General features: G+C 62.3%; 13 protein-coding genes. 2 read left to right on the top strand and 11 right to left on the bottom strand.

The window, feature by feature from the left end; all coding sequences use genetic code 11:
• Positions 1-43: 43 nt before the first annotated feature.
• Entirely contained in the window at positions 44-646 is a 603-nt protein-coding gene (locus QMO80_RS20300) for an SCO family protein (protein ID WP_283198088.1), read from the bottom strand.
• Between the two features lie 318 nt (positions 647-964).
• Between QMO80_RS20300 and QMO80_RS20295 the strand changes: the two genes are divergently transcribed.
• The gene (locus tag QMO80_RS20295; protein ID WP_003541378.1) at positions 965-1,435 is read left to right on the top strand and encodes a chemotaxis protein CheW; all 471 of its coding nucleotides are present in this window, start codon (positions 965-967) and stop codon (positions 1,433-1,435) included.
• 292 nt (positions 1,436-1,727) lie between these two features.
• Here the strand turns inward: QMO80_RS20295 and QMO80_RS20290 are convergent, their stop codons facing one another.
• Together QMO80_RS20290 and QMO80_RS20285 are read right to left on the bottom strand one after the other, a co-directional pair.
• Positions 1,728-2,222 (bottom strand): CreA family protein, encoded by a 495-nt coding sequence (locus QMO80_RS20290; protein WP_283198087.1) that lies wholly within the window; start codon positions 2,220-2,222, stop codon positions 1,728-1,730.
• A 77-nt stretch (positions 2,223-2,299) separates the two neighbouring features.
• Complete coding sequence (locus QMO80_RS20285) at positions 2,300-2,890, bottom strand: 3'-5' exonuclease (protein ID WP_088939638.1); 591 nt, start codon at positions 2,888-2,890, stop codon at positions 2,300-2,302.
• A 283-nt stretch (positions 2,891-3,173) separates the two neighbouring features.
• Here QMO80_RS20285 and QMO80_RS20280 point away from each other — a divergent pair, with 283 nt between their 5' ends.
• Positions 3,174-3,710 carry a GNAT family N-acetyltransferase gene (locus QMO80_RS20280; RefSeq protein WP_283198086.1) on the top strand — a complete coding sequence of 179 codons (537 nt, stop codon included), beginning with the start codon at positions 3,174-3,176 and terminating at the stop codon, positions 3,708-3,710.
• 32 nt (positions 3,711-3,742) lie between these two features.
• On the opposite strand, the gene ligA is transcribed toward QMO80_RS20280, so the two are convergent.
• From ligA to QMO80_RS20240, 8 genes are all read right to left on the bottom strand, one after another.
• Positions 3,743-5,899 (bottom strand): NAD-dependent DNA ligase LigA, encoded by a 2,157-nt coding sequence (ligA, locus tag QMO80_RS20275; protein WP_283198085.1) that lies wholly within the window; start codon positions 5,897-5,899, stop codon positions 3,743-3,745.
• 428 nt (positions 5,900-6,327) lie between these two features.
• Entirely contained in the window at positions 6,328-8,001 is a 1,674-nt protein-coding gene (gene recN / locus QMO80_RS20270; RefSeq protein WP_283198084.1) for a DNA repair protein RecN, read from the bottom strand.
• Positions 8,002-8,006: 5 nt separating this feature from the next.
• Positions 8,007-8,876: an outer membrane protein assembly factor BamD gene (locus tag QMO80_RS20265; RefSeq protein WP_018242851.1), complete on the bottom strand. Its 870-nt coding sequence runs from the start codon at positions 8,874-8,876 to the stop codon at positions 8,007-8,009.
• A 244-nt stretch (positions 8,877-9,120) separates the two neighbouring features.
• Positions 9,121-10,077, bottom strand: coding sequence for a UDP-3-O-acyl-N-acetylglucosamine deacetylase (gene lpxC / locus QMO80_RS20260; RefSeq protein WP_184344444.1), 957 nt, complete (start codon positions 10,075-10,077; stop codon positions 9,121-9,123).
• A gap of 261 nt (positions 10,078-10,338) precedes the next feature.
• Positions 10,339-12,054 (bottom strand): cell division protein FtsZ, encoded by a 1,716-nt coding sequence (ftsZ, locus tag QMO80_RS20255; RefSeq protein ID WP_283198083.1) that lies wholly within the window; start codon positions 12,052-12,054, stop codon positions 10,339-10,341.
• A gap of 55 nt (positions 12,055-12,109) precedes the next feature.
• Complete coding sequence (gene ftsA / locus QMO80_RS20250) at positions 12,110-13,441, bottom strand: cell division protein FtsA (protein ID WP_003565034.1); 1,332 nt, start codon at positions 13,439-13,441, stop codon at positions 12,110-12,112.
• Complete coding sequence (locus QMO80_RS20245) at positions 13,438-14,370, bottom strand: cell division protein FtsQ/DivIB (RefSeq protein WP_049733635.1); 933 nt, start codon at positions 14,368-14,370, stop codon at positions 13,438-13,440. Before QMO80_RS20245 ends, ftsA begins: the two co-directional genes overlap by 4 nt.
• Positions 14,358-15,284: a D-alanine--D-alanine ligase gene (locus QMO80_RS20240; RefSeq protein ID WP_003593368.1), complete on the bottom strand. Its 927-nt coding sequence runs from the start codon at positions 15,282-15,284 to the stop codon at positions 14,358-14,360. Before QMO80_RS20240 ends, QMO80_RS20245 begins: the two co-directional genes overlap by 13 nt.
• Between the last annotated feature and the right edge of the window lie 52 nt (positions 15,285-15,336).

The raw sequence follows: 15,336 nt of genomic DNA, 5'->3' as shown, positions 1-15,336 counted from the left end.
TGCCCGCCACCGGTCGAGCCAACGCCCCATCACGCTGAAACCATCACCCCTTGCTGACGAGATTCTCCAGCTTCTTTACCGCCGTGTCCGGGTTTTCGCCATAGGCGATCGTTCCGGCAAACCGTCCGGCCGAATCGAGCAGGAAGACCGAGGCGGTATGATCCATCGTGTAATCGCCGTTCGGGTCCTTCTCATCGATCGGCACCTTCTTGGCGTAGACGCGGAAACCCTTGACGACCTCGGCAATCTTGTCGGGCGGCCCCGAAATGCCGGTGATGCGCTTGGAAACGTTGGAGACGTACCCATTCATGATCTCGGGCGTGTCGCGTTCCGGATCGACGGTCACGAAATAAGCCTGAAGCTTGTCGCCCTTCGGATCGACCTTCTCCATCCAGCCGTTCAGCTCGAAAAGCGTCGTTGGGCAGACTTCAGGGCAATGGGTGAAACCGAAGAACAGTGCCGTGGGCTTGCCGCGCAGCGCCTGCTCGGTGATCGGCTGCCCGCTCTGCGAGACCAGGGTAAAAGGAACACCGAAGGGCGGCTCCGCCGCCACGTCCGCCGATTTTAAAGGATACCACCTGACGAAGCCGAGAATCCCGGCAAGTATCAGGACACCGACCCAGACGGCGATGCGGAATGTCTTCATTGGCGAGATCCTCGATCCAGGCGAATGCGTCGCCCGCCTCTGCCGGCGTGATTATAGTCTCGACCGAAAGTGCGCAACTCAACAATATGTTTTCTGACCCGTGATTAATTGTCTCATCGGCCGCGGCCGTCCCCAACCGGAAATCAGCCCCGAAAATCAGCACGGATCAAAAAAGCGATGTTTGTGAATAGCTTGCCTTCAGAGCGGCGGGCAATCCCAAAATACATATCGTTAGGAAAGACTTAAGCCGTCACATCTATATTTAACGGCGGTTCTGCATCGCTACTCCGCCGGGGATAACTGGGAAGAATTCTGACCATGAACAACAACAACGCCATCAAGCAGTCGGGCGCTTATCTCGAAATTGTCTCGTTCCACCTGGGCGACCAGGAATTCTGCATCGACATTATGGCCATCCGCGAAATCCGCGGCTGGGCGCCGGTGACGCCGATGCCGCACACCCCACCCTACGTGCTCGGCCTCATCAACCTGCGCGGCGCGGTCATCCCCGTCATCGACATGGCCTGCCGCCTCGGCATGAAGATGACCGAGCCCTCCGAGCGCTCGGCGATCATTGTCACCGACATCGCCGGCAAGCTGGTCGGCCTGCTGGTCGAGCAGGTTTCCGACATGATGACCATCAAGAGCGAAGACCTGCAGCCGCCCCCGGAAATCATCCCGGAAGCCCAGCGCGCCTTCTGCCGCGGCATCGTCGCGCTGGAGAAGACCATGGTCTGCTTCCTGAACCTCGACACCGTCATCGCCGACGAACTGACGCAGGCGGCTTGATACTTTTCCGTTCTGGCGTTGGAAGGCCCGGTTTGTCCGGGCCTTTTCGTTTGAAGAAGACATCGCCAATCTCTCCGAGCCGCATGGCACACCCTCTCCTCCCTCATCTCTGTGCTCGTCACAGAGATCCAGCCACCGCGCGTCTGCGCGGTGAATGGCTCGCTTGTCAAAAAGAGTCTCCCGCGCCCAAGGACTTGGGCACGCTGGATGCCTGTGACAAGCACAGGCATGAGGGAACTCGGAGAGATGCACTACTCAAAATGAAACTCGCGTTGCGCACCAACCTGCAGCCTTATTGCGGCTTCCCATTCTTCCACGTCACATTCTGCCCATAGAGCGGAATAGTCGAAATCGACATCTTCGCCGAACCATCCGTCAGCTCCCTGGAATGGGCGAGATAGATCAGCGTGTCGTTGGCCTTGTCGTAGATGCGGTTGACGACCAGCGTCTTCCAGATCAGCGACATGCCCTGGCGAAACACTTCACTGCCATCCTTGGAGAGGTCGATATTGCCGATCTCGATCGGCCCGGTCTGCCGGCAGGCGATGGAATTGTTGGAGGGATCCTCGAACCAGTTGCCGTTCTTGAACCGGTCGATCAAGCTGCGGTCGAAATAGGTGACGTGGCAGGTGACGCCTTTGACCTCCGGATCGGAGACAGCCTCGACGATGATGGCGTTGCCGATCCAGTCGACCCCGACCTTGCCGACGACTTCGGCCGCGGCGGCGCCGGCGGAGAGGGCAGCGAAAGAGAAGGCGGTGAGGAGAAGATTGCGCGGCTTGGACATGGCAGCTCCCTAGTGATCCGCTTTCTAGATAAGTGCGCCCCGATGCTTTGCAAGAAATGGCGGTCTGAGGGAAACGATCAGCCCTTCCGGCAGGTACAGGGCTCGTAGGCCCGCGCCGTCAGCCGGCCGGGCTTCATGCCGATCAGCGCCGGTATGGCGTGAACGGCATTGGCCTTGACCGCTTTCGCCATCTCGATGGCAGCGGCCGCGCAGACGACGGCATCCTCGGCGGCGTTGTGGTGCACGAAACGCAGGCCGAGATGCTCGGCGATCAGGTTCAGCCGATGCGAGAGGAAGTGCGGCCAGATCCGCTGCGCCATCTTCAGGCTGCAGAGATAGGTCAATTCAGGATAGGACTGCCGGTAGAGATCGAGGCACGCCCGCCAGACGCTGAAATCGAAGGCGGCATTATGGGCGATCATCGTCGCGCCGCTGATATCCTCGTGGAACTCGTCCATCACCTCGGGAAACTCGGGCGCATCCTCGACATGCTCCGGCCGGATGCCGTGGATCGCGATGTTCATCCCGGAAAAACGCATGTCCCGCGGCCGGATCAGCCGCTCCTCGACGCGTGTGACCCTGCCCTCCTCGATCCAGGCAAGGCCGACGGAACAGGCGCTGCCGCGTTGTTCGTTCGCCGTTTCGAAGTCAATCGCGATGGTCTTCAAATCAGCACCCGAATCGTTTCCTGGGGAACAGAAATACCGTCCCGCTCCCGGCCGCGCAAATTCGGCACGACGTACGGTTGACATTTCACGCCGCATATCCAAACTTGCCGCCATGATCGGCTCAGTGACCATGGCAGCGCTTATTCATCACACCACGACCCTCGAAGGGTACGCGGGAGCGATGGCGCGTTAGCAGCGATCCGATCATCCCGAAAACCCTGCCGAGGCGAGCAGGGTTCTTCAAAACTTGCGCTCTCCTCCTGAAACCAACGGAGAGCAGCCAATGTCTGAAAACGAAGAGACTGAGCCTGGCCGCCGGCCGCGCCTGCCGGAAGGCGTCCTCGTGCGCGCCGTCCGCCTTGCCGATGCGGAGGAAATCACCGATCTGATAAATCTGCCGGGCTATCGGGCCGGCACCCTGCGGCCGCCGTACCAGAGGGTCGAAGAGGTACGCAAATACATGGAAAACCCGTCGCCGGGCGCGCTCAACCTCGTCGTCACCCTGAATGGCAAGATCGTCGGCAATTGCGGCCTCAACCGCCTCTCCGGCCGCAGGCAGCACGTCGCCAGTCTCGGCATGGGTGTGCATGACGATTTCACCGGCCGCGGTTTCGGCCGCATCCTGCTCGGCGCCATGGTCGAGGCCGCCGACGACTGGCTGGATATCAAGCGGCTGGAACTGACCGTCTATACCGACAACGACGCCGCCATCGGCCTCTACGAGACGTTCGGCTTCGAGCGGGAGGGCCTACTTAAAGCCTTCGGATATCGAGCAGGAAAGTATGTCGACGCCTATACGATGGCGCGGCTCAGGCTGTGAGTGGACGAGGCTGGCGGCTTGCCGTCAGCCTCTCACCCGCTGATCAATGCCAGCCACTCGTCCTCGTCCATCGTCTGCACGCCGAGTTCGCGCGCCTTGTCGAGCTTGGAACCGGCGCCGGGGCCGGCGACGACGATGTCGGTTTTCTTCGACACCGATCCCGCCACCTTGGCGCCCAAGCTTTCCGCCCTCGCCTTCGCCTCGTCGCGGGTGAATTTTTCCAGCGAGCCGGTAAAGACGACGGTCTTACCGGCCACCGGACTGCCTGAGGTGACCGGCTGTTCGGCTTGCTGGGGCGTTACTTCTTCAAGCAGGCGGGTGATCACCTCGACATTGCGCGGTTCCTTGTAGAACTCGACCATGGCGCGCGCCACGACCTCGCCGATGCCCTCGATGGCGTTGAGATCGTTCCAGGCGTCGCCGGAAAGCGGTGCCGCCTCCTTCATTCCAGTCGCAAAGGCTTCATAGGTGCCGTAGGAGCGCGCCAGCAGCTTCGCCGTGGTTTCACCGACGTGGCGGATGCCGAGCGCATAGATGAAGCGGTGGAGTGCGATGCTGCGCCGTTCGTTGATCGCCGCATAGAGCTTGCCGACGCTGACCTTGCCGAAGCCGTCGATATTCTCCAGCTTGGTCAGCGATTGCTGCTGGCGCTTCTCCAGCGTGAAGATGTCGGGCGCCGTGCGGATCTGCAGCGACGCGTCCTCGTGTTCGAAGAAGAAGTCGATCTGCTTCGAACCGAGCCCTTCTATATCGAAGGCGTTGCGCGAGACGAAGTGCTTCAGATGCTCGGTCGCCTGCGCCCGGCAGATGAAGCCGCCGGTACAGCGGCGCACCGAATCCATCTTGCCGGTCTTCTCGTTGACCTCGCGCACCGCATGCGAGCCGCAGACCGGGCAGGTTTTCGGAAATTCGTAGGAGCGGGCATCGACCGCACGTTTCTCCATCACCACGTCGAGGATCTGCGGAATGACGTCGCCGGCGCGCTGGACGATGACGGTATCGCCTTCGCGGATATCGTGATCTTCAGGCCGGATGCGCTCGCCGTTATTGCCGAGACCCTTGATGTAATCCTCGTTGTGCAGCGTCGCATTGGTGACGACGACGCCGCCGACGGTGATCGGCTTCAGCCGCGCCACCGGCGTCAGCGCCCCGGTGCGGCCGACCTGGATCTCGATCTTCTCGACCTCGGTGAAGGCCTGTTCGGCCGGAAATTTGTGCGCCGTCGCCCAGCGCGGCGAACGCGAGCGGAAACCGAGACGGGCCTGCAGCTCGAGGCTGTCGACTTTGTAGACGACGCCGTCGATGTCGTAATCGAGATCGGGGCGCTCAAGGCCGATCTCATCGTAGTGGGCCAGAATGTCGGCGACCGAATTCAGCCGCTTCATCAGCGGGTTCACAGGAAAGCCCCATTTCTTGAAGGTCTGCACCATGCCGAACTGGGTATCTTCAGGCATCTCCGCCATTTCCCCCCAGGCATAGGCGAAAAATTTCAGCTTACGGCTCGCCGTCACCTTGGCGTCGAGCTGGCGCAGCGACCCGGCCGCCGTATTGCGCGGATTGACATAGGTCTGCTTGCCCTCCGCCTCCATCTGCCGGTTCAGCGCCAGGAAATCGCTCTTGGCCATATAGACCTCGCCGCGGATCTCCACCACTGCCGGCACGCCCTTCGGCAGTTCGTTGGGGATTTCGGCAATGGTGCGAATGTTGGCGGTGACGTTCTCCCCCGTCGTGCCGTCGCCGCGCGTCGCAGCCGTCACCAGCCTGCCGTTCTCGTAACGAATCGACATCGACAGACCATCGATCTTCGGCTCGGCGGTAAAGGCGATCGACTGGTCCGGCAGGCGGCCGAGGAAGCGATAGACGCCGGCAACGAAATCCTGCACGTCCTCCTGCGAAAACGTGTTGTCGAGCGACAGCATCGGCCGCGCATGGACGACGGGCGAAAAGGTGACGGAGGGCGCAGCACCCACACGCCGCGACGGGCTGTCCTCCCGGATCAGCTCGGGAAACAGCACTTCCAGCGCATCGTTGCGGCGCTTCAGCGCATCGTAATCCGCATCCGATATCTCCGGCCGATCCTTGCCGTGATAGAGCGCGTCGTGATGCGCGATCTCCTTTGCCAGCCGCTCAAGCTCGGCGGCAGCCTCTTCGATCGTCAACGTGTCGACGGCGGAACTTTCGGTGGACATGGAACATCACTCCAGAGAATCTGGCATTGTTTTTAGAGCAAAATTGCCGGATGAAAAGAGAGGGGGGATATGCTGCATCGGGAAGATTGCCTGCCCAGGCAATGAGGGAGTTTGGGGACGACAGCCTCGCCAAACTTCACTAAGGAGCAGACAGCATGCCGGATGATCCATGATGAGCGGGGCACCCACCTCTCCTCCCTCATTCCTGTGCCTGTCACAGGAATCCAGCCACGGCGCCTCTGCGCCGTAAATGACTCTGTACGACTTCGAGAAGAGTCTCTCGCGCCCAAGTCCTTGGGCGCGCTGGATCCCTGTGACGAGCACAGGGATGAGGGAGATTGAGGAAAACGTTCGAGCTCAATTTTGGACCTTGGAACGCGAAGCGAAATGCATGTTATCGCCGTCAGCCTTACAGACGGCTTTGGCGATCAGCCGTTGCCGGCCAGCAGCCGCTTGGCGGCCGCCCTCGCCTCTTCGGTCACCGACGCACCGGCTAGCATGCGGGCGATCTCTTCGGTGCGGTCCTTCTGCGCCATCGTTGCCACCCGTGTGGCGATTTTTTCGGAGCCCTCGGCCGCCGGTCCCTTGGAGATCAGAAGATGCGTCGCCGCTCTAGCGGCGACCTGCGGCGCATGCGTGACCGACAGCACCTGCACCCGCTCAGACAGCCGCTTCAGCCGCTGGCCGATCGCATCGGCGACGGCCCCGCCAACGCCGGTGTCGATTTCGTCGAAGACCAGCGTTGGGGCCGATCCGCGATCGGCGAGCGCCACCTTCAGCGCCAGCAGGAAACGCGACAGCTCGCCGCCGGAGGCGACCTTCATGATCGATCCTGGCCGCGTGCCCGGATTGGTCTGGACATGGAACTCGACGACGTCGATACCTTCAGCAAGCGCCTCCTGCGCATTCGTGGTGATCTCGACCATGAAACGGGCGCGTTCGAGCTTCAGCGCCGGCAGCTCGGTCATCACGGCCGCAGCCAGCGCGGTGCCGGCATGATGGCGCTTGTCGGAGAGCGAGCGCGCCGCCGCGTCGTAATTCTCGTGCGCCAGGCCGACCTCGGCTTCGAGCCTGGCAAGCCTCTCCTCGCCCGCGTCGAGGTCGGCCAGATCGGCGATCATGCGGACGGCAAGCGCCGGCAGTTCGGTGACGGGCACGGAATATTTGCGCGAGGCGGCCCGGAGCGCGAAAAGCCGCTCCTCCACCCGCTCCAGTTCCCTCGGATCGTATTCGGTCTTGCGCAGCGCCGCCTCGACTTCCATCTGCGCGTTGGAAAGCTGGTCGAGCGCGGCATCGAGCAGCGTCACGGTGTCTTCGAGCAGGCCCGGCGCCTCATGGCTCTTGCGCTCCAGCCGGCGCACCAGCGAAGCGATATGCGGCACTGGCGAGGCATTGCCGTTCAGGAACTCGGACGCCTCGGCAATATCGCCGGCGATTCGCTCCGCCTTCATCATCTTCTGTCTGTTATCGGCGAGTTCGTCCTCCTCGCCATCCCGCGGCGAGAGCTTCTCGAGTTCCTCGACGGAGGAACGCAGATAGTCGGCTTCTCGCGCCGCGCCTTCCACCTTCTCGCGGTGCTTCTTCAGCGCCCGCTCGCTGTCGCGCCACAGGCGATACAGCCGGGAAGCCTCCGAAACCTCATCGGTAAGACCAGCGAAGGCGTCGAGCAGGGTGCGGTGGGCATTGGTGTCGACCAGGGCGCGATCGTCATGCTGGCCGTGGATTTCGACCAGCATCTGGCCGGCCTGGCGCATCAGTTGCACGCTGACCGGCTGGTCGTTGACATAGGCCTTGGTGCGCCCGTCCGCCGATTGCTGGCGGCGGAAGATCAGGTCGCCCTCGTCCTCGATGCCGTTTTCACGCAGGAGCTTGCGGGCGCCGTGGTCCATGCCGACATCGAACACTGCCGTTACCTGGCCCTTGTCCTCGCCGTGGCGCACCAGGCCGCCGTCGCCGCGCCCACCGAGCGCCAGCGACAGGCTGTCGAGCAGGATGGATTTGCCCGCCCCGGTCTCGCCCGTCAGCACGGAGAGGCCGGTCTCGAAGGCAAGATCCAGCCGCTCGATCAGGACGATATCGCGGATCGAAAGCTGGATCAGCATTGGCCTCAGGAACCGAGAAGAAGTTTCTTGCCTGCCGCAGCGATCCACGAGCCCTTGTTCTCACGCGGCTCGGCACCGCCGCTCTGCAGCAGCTTGTAGGAATCGGCGTACCACTGGCTGTCGGGATAATTGTGGCCGAGAACGGCGGCCGCTGTCTGCGCCTCGTCGACGATGCCCATGGAATAATAAGCTTCGACGAGACGCGCCAAGGCCTCTTCGATCTGGTTCGTGTTCGGATATTTCTCGACGACGATGCGGAAGCGCGAGATCGCGGCGAGATATTCCTTCCGCTCCATATAGTAGCGGCCGATCTGCATTTCCTTGCCGGCGAGCTGGTCGCGCGCGAAGCGGATCTTCGCCTGCGCGTCGTCGACATATTCGGAGTTCGGATAATTGTCGATGACGGCCTGCATCGCCTCGATCGTCTTGGCCGAGGCGCGCTGGTCCTGTGTCACGTCGACGATCTGCTTGGAATAGGTGAGACCGATGAGATACTGCACATAGGCGGCATCCTGCGATTTCGGATATTGCGACATATAGCGGTTGCCTGAGGCAAGCGCATCGTCCAGGCGGCCTTGGCGGTATTTGACGAAGGTGCTCATCACAAGCGCCTTGCGCGCCCATTCGGAGAACGGGTTCTCGCGGTCGATCGCGTCGAACTTGCGCGCCGCTTCCGCCATGTTGCCGGCCTTCATATTGGCAAGGCCCTGGGTGTAGAGCACATCCGGCGGATCGGTTTCGAGGCCGAGCTTGGTGATGTCGATATCGGGATCCGACTGGCAACCGGATATCGAGGCGCCTGCGCTGAGCACCAGAAGCGATGCGAACAAAGCACGCGCTGTCTTCATCATACCTTCAGATCCTGCATAACCCATTCGAAAGAACCCCACTGCCGCCGCTCGCTCCACGGCAGCCACGCCTCGCTGGCGTTTCTAGCCATAAATGTGCATCAAGAGCAACGCAATGATAAGGCATTAACGCATTTTTGTGGCAGCAGCCGGGGAATGACCGGCTTTTCCTCTTCTTCCCGGACCTGTGGCAGGAAAGCATCTGACCCGGCGGACATAAAAAAACCGCCTCCGGGAAAGAGGCGGCCTGGTCTTGAGAATGTGCTGGAGGTCATGCCGACCAGGGAGCGAATTCCGAAGCGCTGACCGCAATCAGTTCGCGGGCGGCGACGCGCTGGCGCGGCGACGACGTCTCCACAACCTCATAGGCGGAGGGATCGGCGAGCAGCGCCTTCAGCGCATTGGCATTCATCTTATGGCCGCCGCGATAGGAACGGTAGCAGCCGATGAACGGGGCGCCGGCAAGCGAGAGATCGCCGACGGCATCGAGCGTCTTGTGGCGGACGAATTCGTCCTTGGCGTAACGCAGCCCTTCGACGTTGATGACGGTATTGTCGTCCGAGATGACGACGGAATTTTCGAGCGACGAGCCGAGCGCGTGGCCCGAGGCCCAGAGACGCTCGACATCGCGCATGAAGCCGAAGGTGCGGGCGCGGGAAAGCTCGGCCTTGAAGACGGCGGCGGTCATGTCGCCGGCCCATTTCTGCCGGCCGATCAGCGGGCAGTCGAAATCGATCTCGACTTCGAAGCGCATGCCGTCATAGGGACGGAATTCGCTCCAGGAGCCGCCATGCTCGATACGCACCGGCTTGGTGATACGGATATAGCGGCGCTTGACGCCGAGCGAGACCAGACCGACCTGCTCGATCGCCTCGACGAAGGGCAGCGAGCTGCCGTCCATGATCGGCATTTCGGAGCCCTGCACCTCGATCACCACATTGTCGAGACCGAGCGCATAGATCGCCGCCATGACATGTTCGATCGTCGCGACCGAATGGGCCGGCGAGAAGCCGAGCACGGTGCAGAGGTCGGTATTGCCGACCTGCGAGGAGACGGCTTTGAGTTCGGTGACGTCGCCATTGGCATGCAGGCGCTGGAAAACGACGCCGGTATCCGATTCGGCCGGGTTCAGCGTGATCGAAACATTCGCGCCCGAATGGACCCCGATGCCCGAAAGCGTCACGGGACGCGATACCGTCGTTTGAAAACCCAGCAAGCCAATTGCCATAAATTCTGCCTTTATTCTTCCGCACCGGCAGTCTGCCCAATCGGCGCGGTCATCGTTCATTCTGTACAAGGAGCCCGTCGAAAGGACTCCTGGGGCAGTTTCCTTGCACCATACTTACGTGGGCCGGCGCTCCAATCCAAATCACTGTTTCTTTCGTTTTGTTACGAAGTCACGCGATTGAAATCGCTTGCGAATCACGGGCTGAAAAACAGCAATGCCCGGGACCTAGATCCCGGGCATGAACGGTGCTTGCTCAGCCGCTCAGTTCGACTGGCGACGCAGGAATGCCGGGATTTCCAGCTGGTCGTCTTCCTGCATCATCCGGGCCTGCGGAACCGCCCGGCCCTGGTCGTCGAGATTGCCGCGGCGCGGTGCGTAGAGGCTTGCCTCGGGCGACAGCGGACGGCGCTGCTGCGAAGCGGCCGGCGGTGCGGCAGTCATGTCGGCGGCAACGGCTTCGTCGTCGCGGCGGCCAAGCGAATTGGTGATTCGCTTCAGCAGGCCCATCGGACCGCGCTCTTCCGCTGCATGCGCGGCAGCCGGCTGCGTGCGGTGGTCGAGTTCGGCCTGGACGACCGGCGGGAAATCCTCGACCTTCGGCATGCGCATCGGTTCTGGCGCCTGGCGAATGATCGGCTCCTGCCGGACCGGCTGCTGCTGGACCGGCTGGCTCATGACCGGCTGGCTCATGACGGGCGCCGGAGCCTGCTGCTGAACCTGCGGACGCATTGCCGGAGCTTCCGGTGCAGGCGCGAAGATCTTGCTCTGCGGACGGAAGGTTTCCTGCTGCACTACCGGCTGCTGCGCAGGGGCGCTGGCACGCGGGGCCGGGAATTCGAGCTCGCGTTCCATCTCGGCTTCGCGGATGGTCTGGGCGATCGGATCCACGGCCTTCGGTGCCTGCATCACGGGGGCAGGCTGAACTGCGGCCGCTGCCGGAGCAACAGCCGCGGAGGGACGGATAGCAGGCCGTGCAACCGGCTGCAGGTTGCGCTCGGTGGCTTCGCTGATCGCCCGGTCGATGCCGGTTGCGACGACCGAGACGCGGATGATGCCTTCAAGCGATTCGTCGAAGGTGGCGCCAAGAATGATATTGGCGTCGGGATCGACTTCCTCGCGGATGCGGGTTGCGGCTTCGTCGACTTCGAAGAGGGTGAGGTCGCGACCGCCGGTGATGGAGATCAGCAGGCCCTGGGCGCCCTTCATCGAGGTCTCGTCGAGCAGCGGGTTGGCGATTGCAGCCTCGGCGGCCTGCAGCGCGCGGCCGGAGCCGGAAGCCTCGCCGGTGCCCATCATCGCGCGGCCCATTTCGCGCATCACCGAGCGCACGTCGGCGAAGTCGAGGTTGATGAGACCTTCCTTCACCATCAGGTCGGTGATGCAGGCAACACCCGAATAGAGAACCTGGTCGGCCATCGCGAACGCGTCGGCGAAGGTCGTCTTGTCGTTGGCAATGCGGAAGAGGTTCTGGTTCGGAATGACGATCAGCGTGTCGACAGACTTCTGCAGTTCCTGGATGCCCATCTCGGCCAGGCGCATGCGGCGCCCGCCTTCGAAATGGAACGGCTTGGTGACGACGCCGACCGTCAGGATGCCCTTGTTGCGGGCGGCCTGTGCGACGACGGGCGCAGCACCCGTGCCGGTGCCGCCGCCCATGCCGGCGGTGACGAAGCACATATGCGTGCCGTTCAGGTGATCGATGATCTCGTCGATGCACTCTTCGGCGGCCGCGCGGCCGACTTCCGGCTGCGAACCTGCGCCGAGGCCTTCGGTGACGTTGGCGCCGAGCTGGATGACCCGTTCGGCCTTCGTCATGGTCAGCGCCTGGGCATCCGTGTTGGCGACAACGAAGTCGACGCCCTGGAGACCGGCGGTGATCATGTTGTTGACGGCGTTGCCGCCACCGCCGCCAACGCCGAATACGGTGATGCGCGGCTTCAGCTCTGTGATGTCAGGCTTTTGCAGCTTGATGGTCATGGTACCTGTTCCTTCTCTCTCTGGCCGCATCGCCACGCCGGCCAATCACTCAATTTCAGAAGCTTTCCTTCAGCCACTGGCCCATCCGGGCTATGCGGCTGTTATTTCCCCCAAGCGACATGAGCAGACCGCTCTGTGACGCATGTGTCTCCATGTCCGCGACCTGCGGATAGATCATCAGGCCGACGGCCGTCGAAAAGGCCGGGCCCTTGGCCGCCGTCGGCAGTCCCGAAACGCCCATCGGACGGCCGATGCGGACGTTGCGGGCAAGGATACGCCGCGCCACATCGGCAAGGCCTGTCAGCTGGCTGGCACCGCCGGTCAGGACGACGCGCTTGCCGACGATCGGGCTGAAGCCGGAACGCTGGATGCGGTCGCGGATCAGTTCCATCGTCTCTTCGATTCGGGCCGAAACGATGCGCGAAACCAGCGCCCGCGGCACTTGCGACGGCTGGTCGCGGTCATCCTCGCCGATCGGCGGGATCGAGATCAGCTCGCGCTCGTCGGAGGAATTCGAAAGGGCCGTGGCATGCACGACCTTCAGCCGCTCCGCATCCTCGATGCGGGTCGAAAGGCCGCGCGCCAGATCGGTGGTCACGTGATGGCCGCCGAGGCCGACGGCATCGGTATGAACGAGCTTGCCTTCGGCAAAGACCGAGATCGTCGTCGTGCCGCCGCCCATGTCGATCGCCGCACAGCCGAGCTCGACCTCGTCGTCGACGAGAGCCGCAAGGCCCGATGCATAGGGCGTCGCAACGATGCCCTCGACCGACAGATGCGCGCGATTCACGCTGAGCTCGAGATTCTTCAGCGCCGAGCGCTCCGCCGTCACGACATGCATGTCGACGCCGAGCGCATCGCCGTACATCGCCAGCGGATCGCGGATGCCGCGCTCGCCATCGAGTGAAAAGCCGGTCGCCAGGGAATGCAGCACCGAACGGTCCTGGCGCAGCGACTGCTGGCAGGCAGCCGACAGCACCTTCTTCAGATCGTTGAGCTCGACTTCCTGACCGCCGAGATCGATCGTCGCCGTGTAGATGTCGCTGCCGAGACGGCCGGCCGTCAGATTGACGATCAGGCTCTCGACGGTCAGCCCGGCCATGCGCTCCGCCGCATCGACGGCGAGACGGATGACGCCTTCCAGCGCGTCGAGATCGGCGATCACGCCGGTCTTGATACCGCGGGAGCGCTGGTGGCCGATGCCGATGATCTCGATATTGTGCGTGCGGCCCGGCAGGATCTGGCTTTCCTCGCGCGGCGTCAGCCGGCCGATCATGCAGACGACCTTGGTCGAGCCGATGTCTAGCACGGAAACGACATGCGACCGCTTCGACGAAAGTGGCTTCAGACGCGGCAATCCGAAATGGGACGAACCGAACAAGCTCATATATTCTGCCCCGTCTTCTTCAATTCTTTCGTGCGCTCCGTCACAGCCGTCTGGCGGCGGACCGCAGCCTCCGGCGTCAACTGGATCGCGGTTCTGTCGGACAGCCTGAGATCGACCGCAGCAATGTCGCGCTCCAGGAGCTGGTGCTCCTTGTCGAACTTCGAAAGCGTCGCCAGCGCCTGATCGATACCGTCTTCCGGCAGCTTGACGACGACGCCATTATCCATATGCAGGTCCCAGCGACGGCCCGATATCCAGACATAGGCCTTCACGCGGGCCTTGACGTCGGGCCACTTCGAGAAGGCGTCGTCGAGCGACGCCGCCGCCGTTTCCGCATCCCGGCCGACGACGAGCGGCAGCGACGAAAACTTGTTGTCGCGCAGCGGCGCAATGACGCTGCCGTTCTTCTCGATCAGCGAAAGCTCCTGCCCGTGCTGCCAGATCGCATAGGCCTGACGCTCCTTGAGCTTCACCTCGATCGTCTTCGGATAAATCTTGCGGACTTCGACATTCTCGACCCAGGGCAAATGCGCGATCTTCCTGCGCGCCGCATCGACGTCGAGGGCGACCAGCGAGGTCGTGCCGTCGAGGCCGATCAGCTGCAGGATCTCGATTTCGGACGTCTCGGAATTGCCGGAGACCTTCACATCTTCGATTGCAAAACCCGCCGCCGTCGTCGTCGCCTGCGCAACGGCTTCGGTGTGGCCGCCGAGCGACATGCCGTAAAGCCCTGTTGCAGCCAGGAAAGCGACCGCCGAAACCGTGCCCGTATGGGCCGGAATATAGATGCGGCCGCTGCCGAGGCTGATCAGGAAGCGGGTAACGCGGCGCAGCGGGCGCGGCAGCACGAATCGCTCCTCGGCTTCCATGACCGGAAGCACGGCATGATGGCTGGGGCGCCCTATCCTCTTGACCGTCAACGCAAACAAGACGCGTCCTCCACCATCCACCGGAGAAACTCACCAAAGGAATAGCCGGCATGGCCGGCCATTTCGGGCACAAGCGAGGTTGGAGTCATGCCTGGCTGGGTATTGACCTCCAGCCAGATGATTTCGCCGTCTTCGGAGAAACGATCGTCGTAACGAAAGTCGGACCGACTGACGCCGCGACAACCGATTGCCTGATGCGCCCTTAGGGCCAATCTTTGTATTTTTTGGTAAATATTCGGTGAAATTTTCGCCGGGATGACGTGTTTTGAACCGCCGGCTGCGTACTTGGAATCGTAATCATAAAAATTGTGTCCCTGCGGCACCACCTCGGTGACGCCGAGCGCAGTCTCGCCCATGACGCCGCAGGTGAGTTCGCGGCCATAGACATAGCGCTCAACAAGCACTTCCTCGCCGTAGCGCCACTCGGGCGAGCTGACGACTTGCGGCGGATGCGCCTGATCTTCCGTGACGATGACGACGCCGAAGCTCGACCCTTCCCGCACCGGCTTCACCACATAGGGCGGCTTCATCGGATGCGTCGAGGGAAAGGCGAAACGGTTGATCACCTGCGATTCGGCGACCGGAATGCCGGCAGCGGCGGCAACAAGCTTCGCCTTGTCCTTGTCCATTGCCAGCGCCGAGGCAAGCACGCCCGAATGCGTATAGGGGATCTCGAGATATTCGAGGATGCCCTGAATGGTGCCGTCCTCGCCGAAGGGGCCATGCAGCGCATTGAAGACCACATCGGGTTTTAACGCGGCAAGCTTTTCGGAAACGTCGCGCGCTACATCGATGCGTGTCACATCGAAGCCTTCCGCTTCGAGGGCTTCTGCGCAAGCCTTTCCCGAGGAAAGGCTGACAGGCCGTTCCGAGGAAAATCCGCCCATCAGGACAGCGACATGCTTGCGACTCATCAACACCCCCAAAAATAACTTTCAATCTCGAAATCGACGCTTGCGCGAAGCT

It is taken from the genome of Rhizobium sp. BT03, assembly GCF_030053155.1.
GTDB lineage: Bacteria > Pseudomonadota > Alphaproteobacteria > Rhizobiales > Rhizobiaceae > Rhizobium.
The sequence above is the reverse complement of the archived record's forward strand: the minus strand, read 5'-3'. Positions and strand labels throughout refer to the sequence as shown.